The 26,133-nt window shown below is 70.6% G+C and carries 19 protein-coding genes; 12 read left to right on the forward strand and 7 right to left on the reverse strand.

Going from position 1 to position 26,133, the window contains the following annotated elements:
• Window positions 1–5: 5 nt before the first annotated feature.
• Both iolB and iolD read left to right on the forward strand, forming a co-directional pair.
• Complete coding sequence (gene iolB, locus BLT21_RS09395) at window positions 6–893, forward strand: 5-deoxy-glucuronate isomerase (RefSeq protein WP_091501363.1); 888 nt, start codon at window positions 6–8, stop codon at window positions 891–893.
• On the forward strand, window positions 890–2,824 hold the full coding sequence (iolD, locus tag BLT21_RS09400; protein ID WP_256336008.1) for a 3D-(3,5/4)-trihydroxycyclohexane-1,2-dione acylhydrolase (decyclizing): 1,935 nt from the start codon (window positions 890–892) through the stop codon (window positions 2,822–2,824). The genes iolB and iolD overlap by 4 nt, the downstream gene beginning before the upstream one ends.
• A gap of 49 nt (window positions 2,825–2,873) precedes the next feature.
• On the opposite strand, the gene BLT21_RS09405 is transcribed toward iolD, so the two are convergent.
• Genes BLT21_RS09405 through BLT21_RS09415 form a run of 3 tightly spaced genes read right to left on the reverse strand, consistent with a single transcriptional unit; the run spans window position 2,874 to window position 6,506 of the window.
• Window positions 2,874–4,691: a glycoside hydrolase family 2 protein gene (locus tag BLT21_RS09405; RefSeq protein WP_091501368.1), complete on the reverse strand. Its 1,818-nt coding sequence runs from the start codon at window positions 4,689–4,691 to the stop codon at window positions 2,874–2,876.
• Window positions 4,692–4,728: 37 nt separating this feature from the next.
• Complete coding sequence (locus BLT21_RS09410; protein ID WP_091501370.1) at window positions 4,729–5,733, reverse strand: LacI family DNA-binding transcriptional regulator; 1,005 nt, start codon at window positions 5,731–5,733, stop codon at window positions 4,729–4,731.
• Window positions 5,734–5,741: 8 nt separating this feature from the next.
• Window positions 5,742–6,506 carry a GntR family transcriptional regulator gene (locus BLT21_RS09415; protein WP_091501373.1) on the reverse strand — a complete coding sequence of 255 codons (765 nt, stop codon included), beginning with the start codon at window positions 6,504–6,506 and terminating at the stop codon, window positions 5,742–5,744.
• Between the two features lie 164 nt (window positions 6,507–6,670).
• On the opposite strand from BLT21_RS09415, the gene BLT21_RS09420 reads away from it, so the two are divergent.
• The 10 genes from BLT21_RS09420 to BLT21_RS09465 all read left to right on the forward strand — a co-directional run bounded on the left by BLT21_RS09420 (window position 6,671) and on the right by BLT21_RS09465 (window position 21,518).
• The gene (locus tag BLT21_RS09420; protein WP_091501375.1) at window positions 6,671–8,026 is read left to right on the forward strand and encodes an ABC transporter substrate-binding protein; all 1,356 of its coding nucleotides are present in this window, start codon (window positions 6,671–6,673) and stop codon (window positions 8,024–8,026) included.
• On the forward strand, window positions 8,023–8,964 hold the full coding sequence (locus tag BLT21_RS09425; protein WP_091501378.1) for a carbohydrate ABC transporter permease: 942 nt from the start codon (window positions 8,023–8,025) through the stop codon (window positions 8,962–8,964). Before BLT21_RS09420 ends, BLT21_RS09425 begins: the two co-directional genes overlap by 4 nt.
• Window position 8,965: 1 nt before the next feature.
• On the forward strand, window positions 8,966–9,853 hold the full coding sequence (locus BLT21_RS09430; protein ID WP_091501380.1) for a carbohydrate ABC transporter permease: 888 nt from the start codon (window positions 8,966–8,968) through the stop codon (window positions 9,851–9,853).
• A gap of 5 nt (window positions 9,854–9,858) precedes the next feature.
• Window positions 9,859–10,995 (forward strand): Gfo/Idh/MocA family protein, encoded by a 1,137-nt coding sequence (locus BLT21_RS09435; protein WP_256336010.1) that lies wholly within the window; start codon window positions 9,859–9,861, stop codon window positions 10,993–10,995.
• Window positions 10,992–11,825 carry a ThuA domain-containing protein gene (locus tag BLT21_RS09440; protein WP_091501383.1) on the forward strand — a complete coding sequence of 278 codons (834 nt, stop codon included), beginning with the start codon at window positions 10,992–10,994 and terminating at the stop codon, window positions 11,823–11,825. Before BLT21_RS09435 ends, BLT21_RS09440 begins: the two co-directional genes overlap by 4 nt.
• Complete coding sequence (locus BLT21_RS09445) at window positions 11,822–14,848, forward strand: alpha-mannosidase (RefSeq protein WP_091501384.1); 3,027 nt, start codon at window positions 11,822–11,824, stop codon at window positions 14,846–14,848. Before BLT21_RS09440 ends, BLT21_RS09445 begins: the two co-directional genes overlap by 4 nt.
• A gap of 44 nt (window positions 14,849–14,892) precedes the next feature.
• A complete protein-coding gene (locus tag BLT21_RS09450; protein ID WP_091501386.1) occupies window positions 14,893–17,109 on the forward strand; it encodes an alpha-galactosidase in 2,217 nt (738 codons plus the stop codon).
• A gap of 149 nt (window positions 17,110–17,258) precedes the next feature.
• Window positions 17,259–18,083 carry a PRD domain-containing protein gene (locus BLT21_RS09455; RefSeq protein WP_091501388.1) on the forward strand — a complete coding sequence of 275 codons (825 nt, stop codon included), beginning with the start codon at window positions 17,259–17,261 and terminating at the stop codon, window positions 18,081–18,083.
• A gap of 67 nt (window positions 18,084–18,150) precedes the next feature.
• On the forward strand, window positions 18,151–20,055 hold the full coding sequence (locus tag BLT21_RS09460) for a glucose PTS transporter subunit IIA (RefSeq protein WP_091501390.1): 1,905 nt from the start codon (window positions 18,151–18,153) through the stop codon (window positions 20,053–20,055).
• Window positions 20,052–21,518: a glycoside hydrolase family 1 protein gene (locus BLT21_RS09465; protein ID WP_091501392.1), complete on the forward strand. Its 1,467-nt coding sequence runs from the start codon at window positions 20,052–20,054 to the stop codon at window positions 21,516–21,518. The genes BLT21_RS09460 and BLT21_RS09465 overlap by 4 nt, the downstream gene beginning before the upstream one ends.
• A gap of 104 nt (window positions 21,519–21,622) precedes the next feature.
• On the opposite strand, the gene argG is transcribed toward BLT21_RS09465, so the two are convergent.
• The 4 genes from argG to BLT21_RS09485 form a co-directional block, all read right to left on the reverse strand.
• Window positions 21,623–23,056, reverse strand: coding sequence for an argininosuccinate synthase (gene argG / locus BLT21_RS09470; protein ID WP_091501395.1), 1,434 nt, complete (start codon window positions 23,054–23,056; stop codon window positions 21,623–21,625).
• 168 nt (window positions 23,057–23,224) lie between these two features.
• Window positions 23,225–24,058, reverse strand: a complete 834-nt coding sequence (locus BLT21_RS09475) for a MetQ/NlpA family ABC transporter substrate-binding protein (RefSeq protein WP_091501397.1) — start codon at window positions 24,056–24,058, stop codon at window positions 23,225–23,227.
• 75 nt (window positions 24,059–24,133) lie between these two features.
• The gene (locus BLT21_RS09480) at window positions 24,134–24,877 is read right to left on the reverse strand and encodes a methionine ABC transporter permease (protein WP_091501400.1); all 744 of its coding nucleotides are present in this window, start codon (window positions 24,875–24,877) and stop codon (window positions 24,134–24,136) included.
• Window positions 24,874–25,905: a methionine ABC transporter ATP-binding protein gene (locus BLT21_RS09485; RefSeq protein ID WP_091501403.1), complete on the reverse strand. Its 1,032-nt coding sequence runs from the start codon at window positions 25,903–25,905 to the stop codon at window positions 24,874–24,876. The genes BLT21_RS09480 and BLT21_RS09485 overlap by 4 nt, the downstream gene beginning before the upstream one ends.
• Window positions 25,906–26,133 lie beyond the last annotated feature (228 nt).

A 26,133-nucleotide genomic window follows, 5' to 3' on the forward strand; every position in this document is an offset into this window, starting at 1 on the left:
GCGACATGACCACGAACACCTGGCTGTTCCCCCGCGGCACGCTCGCCGACGGGCCGTGGCTGAGCGTCGTCGACGATGCCCTCCCCGGATGGACGCACACCGGGCTCCGGGTCGCGGAGCTCGACGGCGACGTCGTCCTGCCGGCCGGCGCGGTCGAGCGGATGGTGGTGCCGCTGGCGGGATCGTTCACCGTCAGCGCGGGGGCCGACCGGTGGGAGCTGTCGGGACGGGCCTCGGTCTTCGACGGTCCCACCGACGCCTGCTACGTCGGTGTCGACACGGCGGTCCGCATCGAGGGGATCGGGCGCGTGGCGGTCGCCGAGGCTCCCGCCACCGCATCCCTGCCGGGCGCGTACCTGGGCCGCGACGAGGTGCCCGTCGAGATCCGCGGCGCCGGCCGCTCGACGCGTCAGGTGCACAACTTCGGCGTGCCGGGGGCCCTCGCCGCGCAGAAGCTCATCGTCTGCGAGGTCATCACGCCCGCCGAGAACTGGTCGTCGTACCCGCCGCACAAGCACGACGCGCAGACGCCGCATGAGAGCGAGCTCGAGGAGATCTACTACTTCGAGTCCGCCGCAGCACGGGGTGCCGACGCCCCGCGCGGGGTGCGTCCGTTCGGGATGTTCGCGGCCTACGCGTCGGACGACCGGCCGATCGACACGGCGGCGCGCGTGCAGACGGGCGACATCGCCCTCGTGCCGTACGGCTACCACGGCCCGGCCGTGGCCGCCCCCGGCTACGACCTCTACTACCTCAACGTCATGGCGGGTCCGGGGGTCGAACGCGCCTGGCGCATCACCGACGACCCCGCGCACGGTTGGGTCCGCTCGTCGTGGGACGACCAGCGCCCCGACAGCCGCCTGCCCTTCTCGGCCCAGGAGACCCACGCATGATCCCCGACACCCCGACCCCCGCGTCCGACGCGTCGCGTACCCGCACGATGACGGTCGCGCAGGCGCTCATGACCTTCCTCGCGAACCAGTGGACTGTCGACGGCGACATCCGGGAGCGCACCATCGCGGGCACCTTCGGCATCTTCGGCCACGGCAACGTGGCCGGGATCGGGCAGGCGCTGCTGCAGCTGCACACGGACCAGCCGGGTCTGATGCCGTACCACCAGGCGCGCAACGAGCAGGCGATGGTGCACCAGGCCGTCGGCTACGCCCGGATGCACCGCCGGCGCGCCACCTACGCCGCCGCCGCGTCGGTCGGGCCCGGGGCCGCGAACATGCTGACGGGCGCCGCCCTCGCGACCGCGAACCGGTTGCCCGTCCTGCTCCTGCCGTCCGACACCTTCGCGACACGCGTCGCCGATCCGGTCCTGCAGCAGCTCGAGCACCCGCACGACACCGGCCTGCAGGTCACCGACGCCTTCCGGCCGGTGTCGCGCTTCTTCGATCGCGTGCAGCGGCCCGAGCAGCTCTTCTCGATCGCACTCGCCGCCCTCCGGGTGCTGACCGACCCGGCCGAGACGGGGGCCGTGACGATCGCGCTGCCGGAGGACGTGCAGGCCGAGACGATCGACGTGCCCGTCGAGTTCCTGCAGCCGCGCGAGTGGCACGTGCGCCGGCCGCTGCCCGAACCCGAGGAGCTGGCGCGCGCGGTGGCGGTGATCCGCGGTGCGCGGTCGCCGTTCATCGTGGCCGGCGGAGGAGTGCTCTACTCGGGCGCCGAGGACGCGCTCCGCACGCTCGTCGAGCAGACCGGCATCCCGGTGGGCGCGACGCAGGCGGGAGTCGGCTCCCTCGTGTCGGACCACCCTCGATACCTCGGCGGTGTGGGCGCGACCGGATCGACCGCGTCGAACCGTATCGCGGCAGATGCCGATGTCGTCATCGGCGTCGGCACCCGGTACAGCGACTTCACCACCGCCAGCCGCAGCGCCTTCCGACGGGCGGGCGTGCGCTTCGTCAACATCAACGTCGCCGCCTTCGACGCATACAAGCACGGCACGCAGCTGCCGATCGTCGCCGATGCGCGCCGCACGCTCGACGCGCTCTCCGACGCGCTCGCGGGGCACTCGGTCGACCCGGCGTACGCGCAGCGCATCGCGGCGGAGAAGGCCGAATGGGTGTCCGTGGTCGAGAGCGCGGTCGCCCCGACCGGCGCTCCCCTGCTCGCCCAGGCCGAGATCATCGGTGCGGTGAACGCCGCGAGCGACCCCACCGACGTGCTCGTCCAGGCGGCGGGATCGCTGCCGGGCGACCTCCACAAGCTGTGGCGGGTGCGTGACCCGCTCGGCTATCACGTCGAGTACGCGTTCTCGACGATGGGCTACGAGATCGCCGGCGGCCTCGGCGTCCGTCGGGGCGCCCCCGACCGCGACGTGCTGGTGATGGTCGGCGACGGCTCGTACCTGATGCTGCACACCGAGCTCGTCACCGCGGTGGCGGAGGGGCTCAAGATCATCGTCGTCCTGGTGCAGAACCACGGGTACGCCTCGATCGGGCACCTCTCCGAGACGGTGGGTTCCGACAGGTTCGGTACCGCCTACCGCATGGCCGACGGTGCACCGGAGGGCGCCGCGGCAGCTCGTCACGTGCCGATCGATCTCGCCGCGAACGCCCGCTCCTACGGCGTCGACGTCATCGAGGTGCCGCCGGGCCCCGACGCCGCCGACGCGCTCCGTGCGGCCGTTCGCGCGGCCAAGGCGTCGCCGACGACGACTCTGATCCACGTCGACGCCGACCCGCTGCGGTACGCGCCGGACGGCGAGGGCTGGTGGGACGTGCCGGTCGCCGCGCACGCGACGCTCGAGTCGACCGTGCGCGCCCGCGCCGAGTACGAGCTCGAGCGGCGCCGTCAGCGACCGCTCCTCGGCTGAGCCGGGCGGCAGAGCCGGACCCTCGCGGGGGGCCCGGCTCTGTGCGGGCTCAGGGCTTCGAGCGCGACTCGCCGGAGATGATCGACCGGAGCACCTCGATGGGGAGCTTCGGCACCCGGTTCTCGAAGGCGAGGCCGTTCGCCTCCTGCATCGTGTCGGTGATCTGGGTGTAGCAGAAGCCGGCGAGCACGGTGCTGTCGAGCAGGGCGCCGAAGAGTCCCCGCAGGTGGGTCTCGAGCTCCTCCGTCGTCGCACTCGTCGAGTAGCCCCACGCCGGCTCCGAGGTCGTCGACTCGTATTTGATGCCGCCGAACTCGCTCACCATGACGGGGACCTCCGCCGTGTCGGCCTCGCCTTCGGCCATCATCATCCGGTGCGAGGGGCCGTAGCCCGAGAAGAGCGCCGCGAGCGCCGCCCGGTCGGCGTAGCGCCGAGCGAAGGTCTCGGGGTCGCCGTCGTAGTCGTGGACGGTGAGGATGTCGGACCGCGTGTGCTCCCACCCGTCGTTCGAGACCACGGGGCGCGACGGGTCGAGCGCCCGGGTGAGGTCGGCGATCCCGCGGGAGAATGCGCGCTGGGGGGCGTCCGTCAGGATGTCGCGCACGCCCCAGCTCTCGTTGAGGGGCACCCACGTCACGATCGACGGATGCGAGCGGTCGCGTCGCACGAGCTCGACCCACTCGCGCGTGAGGTCGGTCATCGCGCTGACCGTGAACTCGTAGGCGGCCGGGGCCTCGCCCCACAGCAGCAGACCCAGTCGGTCGGCCCAGTACAGGAAGCGGGGATCCTCCGCCTTCTGGTGGATGCGGGCCGCGTTGAAGCCCATGTCCTTGATGAGCTGCACCTCCGCGCGCAGCGCGTCGGCGCTGGGCGCGGCCAGGTGAGACTCGGGCCAGAAGCCCTGCTCGAGCACCGACCGGACGAAGTACGGGCGGTCGTTCAGCAGGAATCGACCGGCGGCCGTGCCGACGGTGCGGAGGCCGAGGTACGACGCGACGGTGTCCACCGAGGCCCCGTCGGTCACGGTCACGACGGCGTCGAGCAGGCGGGGGTTCTCGGGGGTCCAGGTCAGGTTCTCGTAGTGCTGCCCGTTGCGCTGGTCACGCAGGGGGATGTCGATGATGGGCGCGCCCGATGCGGGCCACACCGCGGACACCTGCCCGAGCGGCGTGCCCGCGTAGCTCACCCGGACGTCGATGCGGGCGTCGTCGCCGAGCGGCCGATTGCACAGGAGCTCGAGCACGACGCTGTCGGTGCCGCGCGTCGTGCGCCATGCGAGCTCGGTGATGTGGGTCGCGGGCACCTGCTCGATCCAGACCGGCTGCCAGATGCCGGTCGTGCGGTGGTACCAGATCGAGTGCGGTTCGCGGAGCCACTCCTGCTTGCCGCGCGGCTGGCCGATGTCGAGAGGGCGGTCGATCGCGCGGACCACGACGAGGTCGCCGCCGCCGTCCGCGAGGTGGTCGGTGATGTCGGCGGTGAAGGGCGAGTGGCCGCCGGCATGGCTGGCGACCGCGCTGCCGTTGACCCACACGGTCGCCTCGTAGTCGACGGCCCCGAAGTGGAGGAGGACGCGCGCGTCGGCCTCGTCGCGTGCGACCTCGGCGGCGGACAGCTCACGCGCGTACCAGACCACGGGGTGGTACGACGTGTCGCCGATGCCGGACAGCGGCGACTCGGGCGGATAGGGCACGACGATGCGCCGCACGAAGTCGCCGGTGCGGAACCATCCCTCGCGGCCGCCCACCTCGTCGTCGTCGTAGGCGAAGCGCCATTCCCCGTCGAGACTGCGCCAGTCCTCGCGGCGCAGCTGCGGACGGGGATACGTGCCCGCGAGGTCGGATGCGGGCGCTGTCAGTGATTCCATGCGGAACACTGTGGCCTAGTTTTTCCAGCGCTGCAAATTAGCTTGCGGTGCTGCCGCGGACCACGAGGTCGAATCCGACGACCTCGTGGCGACCGGGCTCGTCGGCGCCCTCCATGCGCTCGCGCAGCATGCGGAACGCCGTGCGCGTCAGCGCCGACTTGTCGGGCCTCACGGTCGTCAGGCCCGGGCTCGTGAACTGCGACATGAGGATGTCGTCCCAGCCGACCACGCCGACGTCGTCGGGCACCCGGCGCCCCGTCCGCGCCAGCGCCTTCATCGCACCGATCGCCGCGAGGTCGTCGAAGCATACGAGCCCGTCGAACCGGAGCCCGGCCTCGAGCGCGTCGACGACGGCCGCCTCCGCGGCGAAGGCGCCGAACCCGGCCATGGGGATGAGCAGATCATCGCTGCGATCGACCCCGTGCTCGTCGAGCGCCGAGAGGTAGCCGCGCGCGCGCAGGCCGGCCGTGGCGTGGCCTCCAGCCGGCGCATGACCCAGGAAGGCGATGCGGCTCCGACCCGAGTGCAGCAGGTGGAAGGTCGCCGCACGCGCGGCGGCGATGTTGTCGACCATGACGTGGTCGACGGTCGGCGGGGGAGCGATCTCCCCCAGCAGCACCAGGGGAGTCGACCCGCGCAGCTGCTCGATGGCGTCGGCGTCGAGCGCCGTGGGCTGGAAGACGAGGCCGTCGATCAGCCCCTGCTCGCGGCCGCGCAGCACGGCGCGCTCGTCGTCGAGGCCGCCCGCGGTCTGCTCGATCAGCAGGCGATAGTCGAAGCCTCCGATCTCGGTCGAGACGAGAGCGGCCAGTTCGGCGAAGTACGGGGTCTCGATCGCCGGGAGGGCGAACGCGATCATGCCCGTCCTGCCGGTCGCGAGACGCCGCGCGATGCTGTGCGGCACGTATCCGAGCTCGTCGATCGCCGCCTGCACCCGCGCGCGCGTCGAGGGCCGGACGTGCTGGTAGTCGCGCACGACGTTCGAGACCGTCTTGATCGAGACGCCGGCGAGTGCCGCCACGTCCTGGAGAGTCGCCGACACGGGGGGCCTCACCGGTCGACGAGGGTCATCTCGAACCCGTAGAGATCGGGCCGATAGCAGTGGTGGCCGTATTCGACCGCGGCGCCGTCGGCGTCGTAGGCGGTGCGGTCCATGGTGAGCACGGGCGCGCCGCGCCCGATGTCGAGCAGCAGCCCCTCGTCGACGCTCGCCCGCCGCGCGCCGATGCGCTGCCGGGCGACGCGCAGCGTCACGCCTCGATCCCGCAGCTCGTGGTAGAGCCCGACGTCCGCGAGTCTCTCGGCGGTGATGTCGGCGAACGCCTCGGGCAGGTAGTTCTCGAGCACCGCGATCGGCACGGCGTCGGCGAACCGGACACGCCGGATCTTGAGCACGCGCGCGGCCGGGTCGAGGCCCAGCTGCTCGGTGACCTCGGAGCCGACGCGGGCGAAGGTGACGTCGAGAACGCGCGTGGACGGGACGCGTCCCGAGCGTGCGAGGTCGTCGTGCAGGCTCGTCAGATCGATCTGGCGGGCGACGGAGCCGTGGACGACCTGCGTCCCGACGCCGCGGCGACGGACGAGCAGGCCCTTGTCGACGAGCTCCTGGATCGCGCGGCGGACGGTGGGGCGCGAGAGCGACAGTCTCTCGCTCATCGACACCTCGTTCTCGAGGCGGGCCCCGGGTGTCAGCGCCCCCGAGCCGATCGCGCCCTCCAGGCCACGGGAAAGCCTTATCCACAACGGGGAGCCTTCGGTCGTAGGCTGAAGCAGCTGCTCGGCCGGCAGGACGACCGGCCGTTCTCCTTCGATCATGCGTCGCACTCCTCGCAGACCTGACAAATCTCGCCTATGTCATGTTAATACAAAATCTCGCCGAATGATTGACGAGCTCGTTTTGAATGTCCTAACATTCATGACGGATGGGCCCGACAGATCGGCAAAGCAGCCGACGGGGTGAGTCCAGGAGAGGCATCGCAATGAAGCGCAAGTATGTCGTCGCTGCGTTCACGGCCACCGTGGTCACCGCGGCGGGACTCACCGGCTGCTCCGCCGGGGAAGGCAATGGCGGTGACGGTACCGACGGCCCCGTGACGATCACCATTCTGGAGAGCAAGCAGACCAACATCGACGCGATCTCGAAGGAGATCCCGGGCTTCGAGGCCGCGATGAAGGAGCAGGGCAAGGACATCACGGTCGAGCTGATCCCCGACCTCCTGACCGACGAGCAGCTGAAGACCAAGCTGACGCAGCAGCTTATCGCGGGCCAGGCCCCCGACGTCCTCGACATCGGCGAGAACATGGCCATCGCATGGTCGTCCGCCGGGTACCTCGCCCCCCTCGACCCCTTCCTCGACGACTGGGACGGCTGGAGCCACTACTACCCGGCCGTCAAGGAGGCCATGACGCGCCAGGACGGCCAGATCTACAGCCTGCCGTCCGGGGCCGGCGTGCTGAACCTCTTCTACCGCAAGGACATCCTCGAGCAGATCGGCGTCGACACGTCGCAGCCCGAGACGTGGGATGAGCTCATCGATCGCCTCGTCGAGGTCAAGGACGCGACGGGCGACACGCCCATCGTCATCCCGGCGGGGACCGCCTGGGGCGGAGGCACGTGGGGAGAGGGCTTCCAGCCCCTGCTGGGCGGCACCGACACCGGCTACTACGACAGCGAGACGGCCACCTGGGACCTCGAGAGCCCCGGCTGGCTGGCCGTCTTCGAGCTGTACGCCGATCTCGTCAGCGAAGGGCTGATGCCGGTCCAGGACCTGCAGAACCCCAACCCGTGGGAGCCGACGAAGTACGTCAAGTTCCCCGAGGGCGACATCCAGGTGGCTGCGCAGGGCACGTGGGGCTGGAAGTTCGACTGGGGCCCCGAGGGCGCCACGCCGATCGACGGTCTCACCGAGAAGGTCTCGACCTGGCAGTGGCCGGGCCTGCGCGACGGCGACGAGCCCTACGGCTGGAGCAGCACCGGTGGCGGCTACGCCATCTCGCAGGACTCCGAGCACAAGGAAGCCGCGTTCGAGTTCATCAAGTACCTCTCGAGCGGCAAGCCCCTCGCCGAGCAGCTCGTCGCCTCGGGCGCCGCAGCCGCTCGTGACGACCTCGACGACGTGGCGCCGTACTCGCAGGAGCCGCAGCTGCTCCAGGCCGGCGAGGACCTGTCGAACAGCGTGTACGTCGTGACGGGCGACGGCGCCGACCAGATCGGTCAGGCGGTCGCCACGGCGACGGAGCTGATCCTCAGCGGTTCGGCGGACGGCCAGCAGGCATACGACGCCTTCGTGAAAGATGCGACGGAGCTGCTCGGACCCTCCTTGGTGAAGGAATGACGTCGATCGCCGACGTTCCCGCCGCGGTGCAGACGGCCATCCGGCCGCCTGCGCCGCGGCGCCGGCGCGCCCGCACCGGCCCCCTCGTCCTGCTTCTGCTCGGCCCCTCGGCCGTGCTCATCGTCCTGTTCATCGTGCTGCCGGCCGTGTACGGCATCTGGTTGAGCCTGACGAACACGCAGCTCACGGGGTTCGCGGCGCGAGACCCGAAGTTCGTCGGCATCGACAACTACACGTACCTCCTCGCGAGCACCGACTTCCTCAGTTCCCTCGGGCAGACGGGCACGTTCCTGTTCTGGTCGGCGATCGTGGGCCAGACCGTGCTCGGCATGGTGGCGGCGGTCCTGCTCAGCCGGCCGTGGATCCGCGGCAAGGGCTTCTTCGGCGCCGCCCTGCTCATGCCGATGGTGGTGCCCGAGGTCGTCGCGTCGCTCACCTGGGCGAGCGTGCTGGCCACGAGCACCGAGGGCACCTTGAATCGGCTGACCGGCCTGTTCGGCGCCGAGCCGACCGCCTGGCTCCAGACGGCGCCGATGCTCGCCATCATCCTCGTGAACATCTGGCGCGGGCTCGCCTTCGCGATGATCATGTTCCAGGCTGCACTCGAAGACGTCCCCGCCGAGCTGATCGAGGCCGCGCGGGTCGACGGGGCGAGCGCCCTGCAGGTGTTCCGGCACGTCACACTGCCGCTCATCCGCGGTCCGGTGTTCCTCTATCTGCTCCTGACGACCATCAGCACCGTCGGTGTCTTCGGGCTCGTGTACTTCCTCACCCGCGGCGGCCCCGGCGGCCAGACGCGCCTGGCCGCCATCTACATCTACGAGCGGGCGCTGCAGTTCTCGCAGATCGGCATCGGCAGCGCCGCGTCGATCATCCTGCTCGTCATCGTGGTCGTGCTGGGCTTCACCTACGTCCGCCTGGCGAAGATCGAGGTTTGACATGACCGTCATCCAGAGCCGCCCCGCGGCGACCATTCCCCCCGTCCTGACCGCGCGGCGCCGGCGTCTGCGACCCGTCGACCTCGCCCAGCGCGTCATCGGTTACGCGCTGATCGTCCTCCTCGCCCTCTTCTGCCTCGTCCCCTTCGCCTGGGTCGTGTTCAGCTCGGTCGACGCGGACGCCGGGGCGACCGTCCAGCTGCCCGCCTTCTCGTTCGAGAACTTCGTGCGCTTCTTCACGGCGTCGGGTACGCCGCTGCTGCTGGTGAACAGCCTCGTCATCGCGATCTCGTCGACCGCGCTCAACCTCGCACTGGGGATCGCGGGCGGGTACGCGCTCTCGCGCTTCTCATTCCCAGGCCGGCGCTTCTTCATGTTCAGCATCCTGCTGATCCGTGTGATCCCGGCGCCGGCGACGATCGTCGCCCTGTACCTCATCATGGTGAACCTCGGGCTCGCCAACACCCTGCACGGCCTCATCATCGTCCAGGCGGTGAGTGGCCTCCCCGTCACGCTCTGGCTGATGAAGGGCACCATCGATGCGGTGCCGATCGAGCTCGAAGAGGCCGCCTGGACCGACGGGAACACCCGCCTGCAGGCGGCGCGCCGCATCGTGCTGCCGCTGATCGGCCCGGGTCTCGGAGCCGCGGCGATGCTGATGTTCATGGGATCGTGGGGCGACTTCCTCACGCCGCTCGTGCTGCTGCAGAACCAGGACCTCTACCCGCTCGCGATCGGACTGTTCCGGGCGTTCAGCGAGCGCAACCTGGTCGACTGGGGACTGCTCGCCGCGAGTGCGGTCGTCTACGTCCTTCCTCCCGCCGTGCTCTACATGCTCGTGCGCAAGAACCTGTTGAAGTCGAGCCTGGGTGGAGCGCTGAAGGGATGACGCGAGTGTCAGAGAAAGAGCGGGTGCCGGTGGTGGTCGTCGGCGCCGGGGCGATGGGCGGCGAGTGGCTGCGGATGCTGGCGCGCTCGCCCCACGCCGAGACGGTCGGCGTCGTCGACCTCGACGTCGAGCTCGCGCGGACGACCGTCGCGGGCATCGGCCTGGACGTCGTCGTCGGGTCGTCGCTCAGCGACGTCGCGGAGGCATCGGGCGCACGGGCGGTGGTCAACGTCACCGTGCCCCAGGCGCACCGCGTGGTCAACGAAGAGGCGATGCGTGCCGGATACCCGGTGCTCTGCGAGAAGCCGCTGGCACCGACCGTCGCCGAGGCGCTGCGACAGGTGGCGCTGGCCGACCTGACCGGACAGCTGCTCATGGTGAGTCAGTCCCGTCGCTACTTCGACCACCTGGCCGCATTCCGCGGCGTGGTCGGGGGCCTCGGCCCGCTGGGAGCCGTGCACGCGCAGTTCTTCCACGAGGACCACGAGCCGGGATTCCGCGAGCTGATGGCCCACCCGCTGCTGGTCGACATGTCGGTGCACCACTTCGACATGCTGCGCTACCTCACCGCCGACGAGCCGGTCAGCGTGCGCTGCGACTCGTGGAACCCCGCGTGGAGCTGGTTCGCCGGCCACGCTGCGGCCACGGCGACGTTCGAGCTGACGTCGGGAGCACGGTTCGTCTATCAGGGCAGCCGGGCGACCCCGGGGCTGCAGACCTCGTGGAACGGGGACTGGCACGTCTACGCCGAGCGGGGTGCGGCCCACTGGGACGGCGACCACTTCGTGGAGTCCGACGCCCCGGGCGCCTCGAGCGCCGTGGTGCAGCGGAGCGAGGGCATCGAGGGCTCCCTCGAGGAGTTCGTCGCGTCGCTGCGCTCCGGCGCCACGCCGCAGAACGAGGTGCGGACGAACGTGCTCACGCTCGCCATGGTCGAAGGTGCGATCCGCAGCAGCGACCGCGGTGGCGAGAAGGTCGTCCTCGCGGAGCTGCTCGAGGAGTCGCTCGCGCAGGCGATCGCGGACGAGAAGCGCGACGACATCCGCGAGCTGCTGCGTTCGTGGTCCAGCGCCGCCGACGGCATCACCACACCGGCCTGGGGCTCGTCCCGGGCAGCGATCGCGTCAGGAGGCGCCCGATGACCACGCCCGCCACACCGAAGAAGCCCATCCGCGTCGTCGTCTGGGGTGAGAACCGGCACGAGCAGATCAACGAGGTCGTGCGGGGCATCTACCCCGAGGGGATGCACAGCACCATCGCGGGCGGGATCACGCGGCTGCTCGGCGACGAGGTCACCGTGACGACCCGTGTGCTCGACGACCCCGAGCACGGCATGACCGAGGAGCTGCTCGCCGAGACCGACGTGCTGCTGTGGTGGGGGCACACGGCCCACGAAGAAGTGGACGACGCCGTCGTCGACCGCATCCAGAAGCACGTCCTCGAGGGCATGGGCATCATCGTGCTGCACTCGGGCCACCACTCGAAGATCTTCCGCCGGCTGATGGGCACGACCTGCAGCCTGCGGTGGCGCAACGACACCGACAGCGAGCTCGTGTGGACCGTCTCGCCGCGCCATCCCATCGCCGCGGGCGTGCCCCAGCCACTCGTGATCCCGGGGCAGGAGATGTACGGCGAGTTCTTCGACATCCCGGAGCCCGACGAGCTGATCTTCATCAGCAGCTTCTCGGGCGGCGAGGTGTTCCGCAGCGGCATCACCTACCGTCGCGGGTACGGCAAGGTGTTCTACTTCAGCCCGGGCGACGAGATCTACCCCGTCTACCACCACCCCGACGTGCAGCGCGTCATCGCGAACGGTGTGACCTGGGCCTACTCCGAGCGCGAGCGCGAGTCGTACCTCGTCACACCGATGTACCTGCCCGGCCAGTTCGACCGCCCGGTGCTGGGCTCGCCCGACGGCCTCGTCGACTACTACACGCGCGAGCTCATCGAGCCGCGAGAGAACGCGGAATGACCCAGGAGCAGAACCCGAACGGCCGTGTGCGGCTCGACGCCGAGACTCTCGCGATGCAGCGGGTGCGTCGATTCACCCGTTTCCGCATCGCGCCCGCGGTGCACCGCGAGTCGCGACCGGTCGACATCGGTGCGTGGCAGGTCGACGGCGAGCCCGTGCCGTTCGCCACGGCGATCGAGCAGGATTTCGCACCGGTCTCCCTCGGCACGCCGTGGGGGCGCCCGTGGGACACCGTGTGGTTCGACGTGCGCGGCGAGGTGCCTGCGGAATGGCCGATCGACGAGGTCGAGCTGCTCGTCGACCTCGGCTTCGTCGACGAGCAGCCGGGCTTCCAGGCCGAGGCGACGGCCTACCGTCCGGACGGCACGATCGTGAAGGCGATCGAACCTCGGAACGCCTGGGTCCCGCTGGCGCAGCCCGGACCCTTCCGGCTCCTGCTCGAAGCGGCGGCGAACCCGACGATCCAGGTGCCGTACGAGTACGAGCCGACGACGCTCGGCGATCGGGCGACCGCCGGGACGGAACCGCACTACCGCCTGGTCCGGCTCGAGATCGCCCGCCGCGACCTCGTCGTGTGGGAGCTGCTGCAGGATGTCGTCGCCCTCGACGGGCTCGTCGCGACGCTCCCCGTCGACACCGCGCGCCGGGCCGACATCGTCCACGCCCTCGAGCGCATGGTCGACGTCATGGACCCCGACGACATCACGGGCACGGCCCAGCAGGGCCGCGATGCACTCGCACCCGCTCTCGCGATGACGGCGCCCGGCAGCGCCCTGCGGGTCACCGCGGTCGGCCACGCCCACATCGACTCGGCCTGGCTCTGGCCGACGCGCGAGACCGTGCGCAAGGTCGCCCGCACCTTCGCGAACGTCGTCGACCTGATCGAACGCGACCCCGAGTTCGTGTTCGCGGCGTCCTCCGCTCAGCAGTACCTCTGGCTCAAGGAGAGCCAGCCCGAGCTGTTCGAGCGGGTGCGCGCGGCGGTGGCGACCGGTCGATTCCGCCCGGTCGGCGGCATGTGGGTCGAGTCCGACACGAACATGCCGAGCGGTGAGGCGCTCGTGCGCCAGTTCGTGCAGGGCAAGGCGTTCTTCATCGACGAGTTCGGAGTAGACAGCGACGAGGTGTGGCTGCCCGACTCGTTCGGATACAGCGCGGCGCTTCCGCAGATCGCCCGCGCCGCGGGCGCCCGCTACTTCGTCACCCAGAAGCCGTCGTGGAACGAGACGAACCGCATCCCGTATTCGACCTTCCACTGGGAGGGCATCGACGGATCGCGCCTGTTCACACACCTTCCCCCGGCCGAGACCTACAACTCCGATCTCGGCGCCGACGACCTCGCGCGCACCGAGCGCGTCTTCAGCGAGAAGGGCTCGGCCCGCGAAGTGCTCGGGCTCTTCGGCTGGGGCGACGGCGGGGGCGGACCCACGCGCGAGATGCTCGCGCAGGCCGCGCGCAAGCGCGACCTCGAGGGGTCGCCGCGCGTCACGCTCGGCGATCCGCATTCGTTCTTCGCGGCGGCCGAGGCCGAGCTGACGGCGCCGCCCGTCTGGGTCGGCGAGATGTATCTCGAGCTGCACCGAGGCACGCTCGTATCGCAGCACAAGACGAAACGGGGTAACCGTCGGAGCGAATCCCTGCTGCGTGAGGCCGAGCTGTGGGCGGCGACCGCCGCCGTGCTGCGGGGCGCCGATTATCCGGCGGCCCGGCTGCGCGATGCGTGGCGCACGGTGCTGTTGCTGCAGTTCCACGACATCCTGCCGGGCACGTCCATCGCGTGGGTGCACCAGGAGGCCGAGGCGTCGTACGGCCGGGTCGCGGCGGTCCTCGAGGACATCATCGCGTCGTCGCTCGCGGTGCTGGCGGGCGAGGGTGACACCCTGCTGAGCGCGAACGCCGGTCCGTACACGCAGGACGGTGTCGCCGCGATGTCGATCGGCCCCGCCGTCGAGCCCAGCGTCGCCGTGCCCGCCGTCGATGGCGACCTCTTCGTCGTGGCGGACGACGCGCTGCGCGTGGTCGTCGACCGTCGCGGCGCGTTCGTCTCCATCCGCGACCTCGTCGCCGGCCGCGAGGTGCTTCCCGACGGGATGGCGGGCGGTGTGCTGCATCTGCTGCGCGACACCCCGCGCGAATGGGACGCCTGGGACATCAACGAGGAGGATCAGCGCTCGGGTCGCGCGCTGCTCGAGCCCGTCTCGGTGCGGGTGGAGGGCGACGCCGTCGCGATCCGGCACGAGTTCGGGGCCTCGGCGATCGACGTGCGGGTGCGCGTGCGCGACGGGCGGATCGACCTCGGGTTCGAGATCGACTGGCACGAGTCGCAGAAGCTGCTGAAGCTCGTCTTCCCCCTCGACCTGCGGGCCGATCGTGCGGCGTCAGAGATCCAGTTCGGTCACCTGCACCGGGCCATCCACCGCAACACGTCGTGGGATTCGGCGCGCTTCGAGACCGTCGCCCACCGCTGGATCCAGATCGGCGAGCCCTCGTGGGGCGTCGCCATCGCGAACGACGTCGTCTACGGCCACGACATGCGCACCCTTCACGCACCCTCCGGGACCCCGATGGTGGTCGCGCGCCTCTCGCTGCTGCGCGCCCCGAAGTACCCCGATCCCGGCGCCGACCAGGGACATCACACGTTCACCGTGAGCCTCCGGCCCGGCGGCATCCCGGAGGCCGTCGTGGACGGCTACCGTCAGAGCCTGCCGCCGCGGACGGCACATGGCACCGCGGTGCCGTCGATGATCGCGGTATCGGACCCCGCCGTCGTCGTCGAGGCGATCAAGCTCGCCGAGGACGGGAGCGGCGACCTGGTGGTGCGTCTGTACGAGGCCCACGGCGATCGGGCCGCCGCTACGCTGAGCACGACGATCGCCTGGGACGGGGTCGAGACCACCGACCTGCTCGAGCGCCCGATGCCGGGAACGGCCGTGTCATCGGTGTCCGACCGTGCCGTGGATCTCGTCCTCCGACCGTTCGAGCTCGTGACGCTGCGCTTCCGCTCGCCGCGGCCCGCCGCGTGACCGGCGGCTTCCGCCTGACGACCCGACCCGACCAAGGAGAACTCATGGCCGAGAGCGCGCCGACCCCGGTCCCCGTTCCGACCGATGCCTACCTGCACCTGACCGCGGCCGGCGTCAGCGTCGTCATCGATGCGACGCACGGGCGGCTGCCCGCCATCCTGCACTGGGGAGTCGGGCTCGGCCCGCTGAGCGAAGAGGACGCCGCGGCGCTCGCGCTCGCCGCCGTCGAGCCGACGCCGGGCAACGTCGTCGACGTGCCGGTGCGCGTCGCCATCCTCCCCGAGCATCACGCCGGGTGGGAGGGCAAGCCGGGCATCGTCGGCCACCGCGAAGGAGCCGCCTGGTCGCCCCGGTTCGCGGCGGACGCCATCGCCGTCGCGGGCGTGGAGCCGGCGCAGACGCGGACCGACGGACGGCTCGTCGAGACGGGCGCGGCCGTCGTCACCGTCGACGCGACCGACGAGGTCGCCGGGTTGGGGCTGCAGCTCGAGATCGAGCTGCTCGCGAGCGGCCTCCTGCGCGCGCGAGCGACCCTGCGCAACACGGCGGCGGGCACCTACTCCGTCGGCGACGTCACGCTCGCGCTGCCGATCCCGGTGCGGGCCCGCGAGATCCTCGACTTCTCCGGCCGGTGGAGCCGGGAGCGTGTTCCGCAGCGCCGCGACCTCGTCGTCGGCATCCACGAGCGCGAGGGCCGCAAGGGTCGCACCGGACCCGACGCGGCGACGGTGCTGAGCGTCGGCACGCCGGGGTTCGGCTTCCGGTCGGGCGACGTGTGGGGCATCCACGTCGGCTTCAGCGGCAACCATCGCCACTACGCCGAGCGGCTGTCGGCCGGCGCGCAGGTGATCGGCGGTGGCGAGCTGCTGCTTCCCGGCGAGGTGCGACTCGGCGAGGGTGAGAGCTACCGGTCGCCCTGGCTCTACGGTGCGTTCGGCGAGGGTCTCGACGACCAGGCGCACCGCTTCCACCGGTTCCTGCGCAGCCGCGAGACCCACCCCGCGTCCTCGCGCCCGGTCACGCTGAACGTCTGGGAGGCCGTCTACTTCGATCACGACGCCGACCGCCTCATCGATCTGGCCGAACGAGCCGCGGCCCTGGGCGTCGAGCGCTACGTCCTCGACGACGGCTGGTTCACGGGACGCCGCAACGACCACCGCGGACTCGGGGACTGGACCGTCGACCCGGACGTCTGGCCTCGCGGTCTCCATCCGCTCGTCGACCGGGTGACGTCGCTCGGGATGCAGTTCGGCCTGTGGTTCGAGCCCGAGATGATCAACGAGGACAGCGAGCTCGCGCGGGCGCATCCCGAGTGGATGATGCAGACGGGCGAACGAGTGCCGGTGCCGGGCCGCGACCAGCAGGTGCTCAATCTCGGCATCCCGGACGCGTACCGATACGTGCTCGACGCCATGACCGCGATCCTCACCGAGTACAACATCTCCTACATCAAATGGGACCACAACCGCGACCTCGTGGATGCGGGAACGGCGCCCGACGGGCGGGCGGGCGTGCACGAGCAGACCCTCGCGGCATACCGGCTGATGGACGAACTCAAGCGGCGGTTCCGGGGCCTCGAGATCGAATCGTGCTCGTCGGGCGGAGCCCGGGTCGACCTCGGCGTGATCGAGCGCACCGACCGCGTGTGGGTGAGCGACTGCATCGACCCGCTCGAGCGTCAGCAGATGATGCGCTGGACGATGCAGCTCATGCCGGCGGAGCTGCTTGGCTCGCACATCGGTTCCGGTGTCAACCACACCACCGGTCGGGCGCACGCCCTGTCGTTCCGCGCGGGTACGGCACTGTACGGGCACTTCGGCATCGAGTGGGACCTCGCGAAGGCCACGGCGGAGGAGAACGCCGACCTCACCGAGTGGATCCGGTTCTACAAGGAGCACCGTGCCCTCCTCCACCGCGGCGAGATGATGCGCGCGGATGAGATCGATCCCGCCTTCCAGGTCTACGGCGCCGTGGCCGCGGACCGCTCGGAGGCGCTCGTCTTCCTCGCCTTCCTCACACGGTCGGTCGTCTCGCCGCGGGGCCGGTTCACGATCCCGGGTCTCGATCCCGACAGGCGGTACCGGGTCTCGCCGGTGACCGTCGGCACCGCCGACCCCGGACGGGCCGACCCGCCCTGGTACTCCGATGGCGCGGGCGTCGTGATGAGCGGACGAGCACTCGCCACGTCGGGGCTGCACCTGCCGGGGTCGTTCCCCGAGCGGGTGGTGCTCCTGCGGGTCACGGAGCATCCGCACGGCTGAGAGGCTGCGGCCGGGCCCGTCGGCGACGATCGGCGGGCTCGTTTGCGGGGCGCGCTGCCCTCGCCTACGCTGAACGTGGCTTGTTACCGGTTCCCGGGCAATACCGATCCGTCGGAGTAGACGGATTCACCGTCCCAGAGGTATCGCCCATGATCGTCCGCCGTGTGCTCAACAACAGCGTCGTCGACGCCCTCGACGACGCGATGCGCGAGGTCATCGTGCTCGGTCGCGGGATCGGCTTCCGCGCTCAGCCGGGCGACACGATCGACGCGACGGCGATCGAGAAAGTCTTCCGGCTCGACGACAGCGCTCAGGGCAGCCGACTGGCGCAGGTCGCGGCCGACGTGCCGGCCGAGATCCTCGCCGTGACCGACGAGATCGTGACGCTCGCACGCGAGCAGCTCACCGAGAAGCTCAGCGATTCGGTCTACGCCGCGCTCGCCGACCACATCGCCTTCGCGGTGCACCGCGTACGCGAGAACATCGACCTCGCGTCGGCGCTCGAGGCCGATGTGCGCCGCTTCTACCCGAAGGAATACGCGGTCGCCAGCAACGCGCTGCCGCTCGTCGAGGCCGCCACCGGGGTCGCGATGCCGGTGGCGGAGGCCGCGAACATCGCACTGCACCTCATCACCGCCGAGGTGGGCGGCGGTGACGGATCGGCGGCGGCCCTGACGAGCTTCACGCAGGACGTCCTCGACATCGTCCGGCTGCACTTCGGCATCGTCTACGCCGACGACGACCCCGCGTACGCCCGGTTCGCCACGCACGTCCGCTACTTCGCGCAGCGCGTGCTCGCCGGCACCGTGATCGAGCGCGACGACGATGAGCTGATGGCCCTGCTGCGCCGCCAGCTGCCCCACGTCTTCGCGGCGATCGACCGTATCGAGGCCTACGTCCGCGAAGCCCACCACCACACGATGACCTCGACCGAGAAGGTCTACATCGCCATGCACGTCAGTCGCTTCGTCTGAACCGACTGTTCTCGGCGCGCTCAGGGACCTCCGCGTCAGCCGCTCAACACCATCGAGAAAGATCCTCATGTCCTACGACAAGGATGCTCGCGCCATCATCGACGGCGTGGGCGGTGCCGACAACATCGTGTCGGCCTACCACTGCATCACCCGACTGCGCTTCACGCTGCGCGACAACACCCTCGCCGACGCGACGGCCCTGACCGCCGTGCCGAGCGTCGTCGGCGTCAACGACACCGGCGGCCAGTACCAGGTCATCGTCGGCGACAAGGTGCCCGACGTCTTCGCCGCCGTCGCCGCCGCCGAACCCCGCCTGTCCGGCGAGAGCACGGCGCCCGCGCCGCGCCAGAAGCTCAGCCAGCGCTTCTTCGACTTCATCGGCGGCGTCTTCGCCCCGCTGCTGCCCGCGATCGCGGGCGCCGGTCTGCTGAAGGGCATCCTGGCGCTGCTCGGATTCGCGGGGTGGATCGACGCCACGTCCGACACGGCGCTCGTCCTCAGCGCGATCGGCGACGCGGTGTTCTTCCTGCTGCCGGTCCTCGTCGCGATGACCGCGGCCCGCAAGCTCGGCGCCAACCAGTACGTGGCCGTCGCCATCGCCGGCGTGCTCATCTACCCCGCGCTCGTGACGGCGCTCGCTTCGGGCGAAGCCGTCGACTTCCTCGGGATGCCGGTCACGGCGACGACCTACTCGTACACCGTGATCCCCAGCCTGTTGGCGATCTACCTGATGTCGTGGGTCGAGCGCGGCCTCAACCGCATCATCCCCCGCGTGGTGCGGATGATGGTCGTCCCGCTCATCACGCTCGTCGTGGTGGCCCCCGTGACGCTCATCGTCTTGGGACCCCTGGGCTCGTTCGTCGGCAACGGCGTCTCGGGCGGGATCAACTGGGCCCTCGAGAACGGCGGCCCGCTCGCCGGCGTGGTCATCGGCGCGCTCCTGCCGCTCATCATCATGACCGGCATGCACTACGCCCTCGTGCCGTTCATCCTCACCAACCTCGCGCAGGTCGGTGCCGACAAGTTCCTGCCGCTCACCTACATGCAGAGCTTCGCGACCACGGGCGCCGCACTCGGCGTGGCGATCCGCGCGAAGTCGAAGACCCTGAAGTCGCTCGCCTTCTCGACGACCTTCACGGGGCTCATGGGCGTGACCGAGCCCGCCCTGTACGGCCTCATCGTCCCGCTGCGCCGCCCGCTCATCGCCACCATGATCGGAAGCGCCGCCGGTGGCGCGGTGAGCCTCGGCCTCGGCGTCAACGCATACGTGCTCGCGGGCAACAGCGGCATCCCCGGCCTGCCCGGACTCGTCGGGGCGACGTTCGGCTGGGCGATCGTCGGCATCGTGCTCTCGTTCGTCGTGGCCGCCGTGCTGACCCTCGTGCTCGGCTTCGACGAGTCGGCATACGCGGCAGCGGCCACCAACGCACCCGTCGCCGCGGCCGGCGGATCGGCCGCATCCGGCGTCGTGTCGCCCGCCGCATCCGGCGGCGTCGCGGGTGCTGCCGTGCCGGTCATCGCCCCCGTGGCCGGCGAGATCGTCCCCCTCGCATCCGTTCCCGACCGCGTCTTCGCCGACGGCGTCATGGGCCCCGGTGCCGCGATCGCGCCCGCGGCACCCGACGTCGTCGCCCCCGTCGCCGGCACCGTCGTCGCGCTGTTCCCGACGAATCACGCCTTCGGCATCCGCGGCGACGACGGCGTCGAGGTGCTCGTGCACGTCGGCATCGACACCGTTGCCCTCGAAGGGCGCGGCTTCACCGCACACATCGCGCAGGGCGACCGCGTCGAGGCCGGGCAGCGTGTCCTGACCGTCGACTTCGACGAGGTCGGACGCACGAAGGACACGTCGGTCATCGTCGTCGTCACCGAGGCTGCCGGCACCGACCTGCGCGACCTCCGGACGGGTGCGGTCGCCGCGGGCGACCCGCTCTTCGCGATGCAGCCCGTCACCGCGGAGGCGACGCGATGAGCACCGTGTTCCCCGACGACTTCCTCTGGGGTGTCGCCTTCGCCGCGAACCAGGCCGAGGGCGCCTACGACGCCGACGGCAAGGGGCTCTCACAGGCCGACGTCGTGCCGTTCGGGAAGGACCTCGACTACGTCGACCTGCACGAGGCGATGAGCCCGTCGCCCGACCGCATCCGCACGGCGGCCGCGACGGCGGGCACCTCGGGGTACCCCAAGCGCAACGGATCGCTCTTCTACGACAACTGGGAGGGCGACGTCGAGCGCTTCGCCGAGCTCGGCATCCGGGCGCTGCGCATGTCGATCGCGTGGACCCGGATCTTCCCGAACGGGGTCGAGTCCGAGCCGAACGAGGCGGGTCTCGCCTTCTACGAGCGACTCTTCACGCGCCTGCGCGACCGGGGGATCGAGCCCGTCGTCACGATGTCGCACTACGAGATGCCGCTGCACCTCGTGACCGAGTACGACGGCTGGGCGGGGCGCGAGGTGATCGGCCACTTCGAGCGCTACGCGCGCACGATCGTCACGCGCTACCGCGGCCTCGTGAAGTACTGGCTGACGTTCAACGAGATCAACACCACGACGATCGAGCCGTACACCGGTGGCGGCGTGGTCGACGACCCCGCTCGCGGCGATCGCACCCGGCGCGCGCATCAGGCGCTGCACCATCAGTACGTCGCGAGCGCGCTCGCCGTGCGGCTGGTGCGCGAGATCGACCCGGAGGCGCAGGTCGGGTGCATGCTCGCCCGGATGCTGCACTACCCCGCCTCGTCCGATCCGCGCGACATCCAGCAGGCCCAGCACGACAACGACATGAACCTGTCGCACACCGACGTCCAGGTGCGCGGCGCGTACCCGGGCATCGTGCGACGGTTCTGGCGCGAGAACGGCATCGAGGTGCGCATGGAGCCGGACGACGAGCAGGTGCTCGCCGACGGAACGGTCGACTTCCTGTCGTTCAGCTATTACATGACCCTGGTGTCCGCGGTCGAGCCCGAGAAGTACGGGGCGACCGGCGGCAACCTCTTCTCGACGATCAAGAACCCGCACCTCGAGACGTCGGAGTGGGGGTGGCACCTCGATCCCATCGGCATTCGCGTCGCCCTGACCGATCTGTGGACGCGCTATCAGGTGCCGCTGTTCGTCGTCGAGAACGGGCTGGGCGCGAGCGACACCGTCTCGGCCGACGGCTCCGTCGACGATCCCTATCGCATCGACTACCTGCGTCAGCACCTGCGCCAGGTCGGCGAGGCGGTCGCCGACGGCGTCGAGCTGATGGGCTACACGAGCTGGGGCGGCATCGACATCGTGAGCGCGTCGACCTCGCAGATGACGAAGCGGTACGGGCTCGTGCACGTCGACCTCGACGACCACGGCAACGGCACCGGGCGCCGCACGCCGAAGGCGAGCTTCGCCTGGTACCGCGAGCTCATCGCCACGCGCGGGGCGCTGCTCGATCGCGACTGAGTCGCGACGCGGCGTCGGCCGTCACCCGTCGCACATGACGCGACCCGCCGCATCCGGATCGATCGGATGCGGCGGGTCGCGTCGTACGGGGGCGGTTCGCCGGGTCAGTCGGCGCCGAAGTCGAACGAGGCGGACTCGCCCGCGGCATCCACCTTGTCGGCGAGATCCTGATCGGTCGGCTCGACGTTGCCGGTGATCTCCGCCGCGCCGCCGCGCTCGAGGTCGCCGACGAGCTCGGCCGTCGGACCGCCGATGAGGCCGATGCCGGCGTAGTGCTCGAGACGGGCGCGCGAGTCGGCGATGTCGAGGTTGCGCATCGTGAGCTGGCCGATGCGGTCGGTCGGGCCGAAGGCCGAATCGCCGACGCGCTCCATCGAGAGCTTCTCGGGCGAGTACGACAGGTTGCGGCTCTCGGTGTCGAGGATCGTGTAGTCCTCGCCGCGGCGCAGACGCAGCGTGACCGTGCCGCTGATCGCCGAACCCACCCAGCGCTGGATCGACTCGCGCAGCATGAACGACTGCGGCTCGAGCCACCGGCCCTCGTACATCAGGCGTCCGAGGCGGCGCCCCTGCTCGTGGTAGGTCGCAAGGGTGTCCTCGTTCAGGATGCCGTTGACGAGACGCTCGTAGGCGATGAACAGCAGCGCCATGCCCGGGGCCTCGTAGATGCCGCGGCTCTTGGCCTCGATGATGCGGTTCTCGATCTGGTCGCTCATGCCCAGGCCATGGCGGCCGCCGATCTCGTTCGCCGCCATGACGAGCTCGACGATGTCGGAGTACTCGACGCCGTTGACCGCGACGGGCCGGCCGGCCTCGAACGTGACCGAGACGTCCTCGGTCTCGATCTCGACGGTCGGGTCCCAGAACCGCACGCCCATGATCGGCTCGACGATCTCGAGCGAGACGTCGAGGTGCTCGAGCGTCTTGGCCTCGTGCGTGGCGCCCCAGATGTTCGCGTCGGTCGAGTAGGCCTTCTCGACGGAGTCGCGGTACGGGAAGCCGTGTGCGACGAGCCACTCGCTCATCTCGGTGCGGCCGCCCAGCTCGGTCACGAAGTCGGCATCGAGCCACGGCTTGTAGATGCGCAGCGCGGGGTTGGCGAGCAGGCCGTAGCGGTAGAACCGCTCGATGTCGTTGCCCTTGTAGGTGGAGCCGTCGCCCCAGATGTCGACCCCGTCCTCCTTCATGGCGCGGACCAGCATCGTGCCGGTGACGGCGCGGCCGATCGGCGTCGTGTTGAAGTAGGTGCGGCCGCCCGAGCGGATGTGGAAGGCGCCGCAGGCGAGGGCGACGAGACCCTCCTCGACCATCATCGGCTTGCAGTCGATGAGGCGCGAGCCCTCGGCGCCGTACTGCAGCGCGCGGCCGGGGATCGAGGCGATGTCGTCCTCGTCGTACTGGCCGAGGTCGCCGGTGTAGGTGAAGGGGACGGCGCCCTTGTCGCGCATCCACGCGACCGCGACGGAGGTGTCGAGACCCCCCGAGAAGGCGATGCCGACGCGTTCGCCGACGGGCAGGGACTGGAGGACCTTCGACATGGCAACAATCCTACTGAGCGGGGGCGCGGCCGTTGTGCGGGCCGGCGCGGCGGGAGGGCGATGGGCACGCGCCAACTCCTCAGATCCAGGCGCGACCGGCCGGTGTCGGGCCGGTGGGGGGAGCAGGGGCCCGGATCTGAGGAGTTGCTGCAGGTGAAGCGGGGCGGGTCAGCCCTTCGTGACGGGGACGACCAGGCCGCCCCAGGTCTCGTTCTCGAAGTCGGCGACCTCCGACGAGGTCAGCAGGTCGTAGAGCGCGACGATGCGGGGGTCGTCCTTCAGGTCGGGACGGGTCGCGAGCACGTTGTAGTAGGGGCTGCCCTCGCCCTCGGTGAGGATCGCCTGGTCGGCCGTGAGGCCTGCGGGCAGCGCGAAGCTGATCGTGACGAAGGCGGCGTCGACGTCGGGCACCGCCTGCGGCAGCGTCGCGTTCTCGATCTCCTGGAACTGGAAGTCGCGCGGGTTGTCGGTGATGCCGGTGAGGTCGGCGACGTCGTCGGAGACCTCGATGAGACCCTCCTGCGCGAGCAGCTTGAGCGCGCGGCCCTCGTTGGTCGGGTCATTCGGGATGGCGATCGTCGCGCCGTCCTCGAGGTCGTCGAGGCTGTCGACCTTGTCCGAGTAGAACGCGGCCGACGGCAGGTAGGCCTCGCCGACGCTGATGAGGTCGGAGCCGGTGTTGGTGTTGAAGTTCTCGAGGAACGTCGAGTTCTGGAACAGGTTCGCGTCGATCGAGCCGTCGACCAGCGCCGTGTTGGGGGTGTTGTAGTCGGTGAACGGCACGAACTCGATCGTGAGTCCCAGCTCGGCGGCGCCGTTCTCGGCGATGTGGTTGAGGATGTCGCCCGCCGGGGTCTGCAGCGCGCCGACCTTGATGGTGCCGAGGCTGTCGCCGTCGGCGTCGCCCGAGTCGGATGCCGGCGAGCCGGCGCAGCCGGCGAGCAGAAGCGCGGCCGAGGCGACGGCGGCGAGGAGGAGCGGGGTGCGTGCGGTACGGGACATGGAGGGTTCCTCTCGGGATGACATGCGGTGCTGGCGGTGCTGAGGAGCGGTGCTGGCGGAGCGTGGGTGAGCGGGTCAGGCGGTGCTGCGGGCGTCGGCCCGCTGCATTCGGGCGCTCGACGCGGCCGTGCGGGCTCGGGGCGAGCGGCGGGCGAGACGACGCGCGCCCCAGCTCGCGAGGCCCTGCAGCACCATGACGATCGCGAAGATCACGACGATGACGCTGACGATGTGGATCCAGCTGTACTGCTGGTACCCGTAGCGGATGGCGACGTCACCGAGGCCGCCGCCCGCGACAGTGCCGACCATCGCCGAGAAGTTGATGATCGAGGTCACGGTCGTCGACAGGCCGAGCAGCATCGCGGGCGCTGCCTCGGGCAGCAGCACCTTGGTCACGAGCTGCCAGCGGCTCGCCCCCAGCGAGGCGGCGACCTCGAGCAGGCCGTCGTCGACTTCCTTGATCGCGATCTCGACCATGCGGGCGAAGAACGGGATGGCGACGACCGAGAGCGGCACGATCGCCGCGGTCGGTCCGATGAAGGTGCCGACGATGAGGCGCGTGAACGGGATCAGCGCGACCATCAGGATGATGAACGGCACCGAGCGGCCGAGGTTGACGATGAAGTCGAGCACGCGATTGACGACGACGCCGGTGCGGCGCGAGCCGAACGGGGTCGCGAGGAAGCGTCCCTGCTCGGTGCCGACGAGCACCACGCCGAGGGGCAGGCCGATGACGATCGTCGCGAGCAGGGCGACGCCGACCATGTAGAGGGTCTGACCCGTCGCGACGAGCAGCAGGGTGAGCAGTTGCTCGTTCATGCGGCATCCCCTCGGTCGGTCGCGGGGCCGGCGCCCGCGGGGATGACGGCGCCGATCCCGCGCAGCACGTCGACGATGAGCCCCTGTCCGCGCAGGTCGGCGATGACGGCGGATGCCGCGGCCGCGGGCACCTCGAGGCGGGTGCGGCCGGCCTGCGTGCCGGCGATCTGTTCGACGAGAGCGCCGAGCAGCGAGACGTCGACCTCGTGCTCTCGCGCGATCCGGGCGATGACGGGACGGTCGGCGGTGCCGCCGGCGAAGGTGATGTCGATGACCGTCGCGCTCGGGTCGGCCCCGACAGGGATGGGTCCGAGCGGGAAGAGCTGCGAGGTGAGGCGCGAACCGGGTGTGCGGATGACGTCGGTCAGGCGGCCGCTCTCGATGATGCGCCCGTGCTCGAGGAGCGCGGCCGAGTCGCACGTCGACTTCACGACATCCATCTCGTGCGTGATGAGCAGGACCGTCAGCCCGAGCTCCGCGTTGATCCGGCGGTAGAGGTCGAGGATGGCGGTCGTGGTCTCGGGGTCGAGCGCGCTCGTCGCCTCGTCGGACAGCAGCACGCTCGGCCCGCTCGCGAGGGCGCGCGCGATGCCGACGCGCTGCTGCTGGCCGCCCGACAGCTCGTGCACGGCCGCGTCTGCGCGGTGTCCGAGCCCGACGAGGTCGAGCATCTCCTGCGCGCGGGCGCGACGGCGGGCCTTCGACGTGCCGTCGAGCTCGAGTGCGAGCTCGACGTTGCCCCGCACCGACCGGCTGCCCAGCAGGTTGAAGCGCTGGAAGACCATGCCGATGCGCCGACGTGCCGCGCGCAGGCTGCTCGCGTCGAGGGCGGTCAGATCGACGCCGTCGACGACCACCCGGCCTGTATCCGGGCGCTCGATGAGGTTGACCATCCGGGCGAGGGTGCTCTTTCCCGCGCCGGATTGGCCGACGATGCCGAAGATCTCCCCCGAGGGGATCTCCAGCGAGACGTCGTCGACGGCGGGTACGCCGGCGTACGTCTTCGATACGTGCTCGAGCGCGATCACGGTCGGCCTTTCCGGAGGTCTGCGCCGTCGGGTGGTCGGCGTCACCCCCGAGTTTCCCGCCCCCGGCGCCCCGCACCGAATTCCCGTTACCCCAGATGTCGCTGCGGCTTGCGGTCACGCGGTCGCGACCCGTCGCGCGAGCCGGCACCGAGCCGGCGGCGGACGGACGGTCGGATGCTGCGGACGTTCGGTCGGGCGCGCGCTCTCCGGTGCGGTCAGGATCGGATC

This window comes from Microbacterium sp. cf332 (assembly GCF_900102175.1).
Taxonomy (GTDB): Bacteria; Actinomycetota; Actinomycetes; order Actinomycetales; family Microbacteriaceae; genus Microbacterium.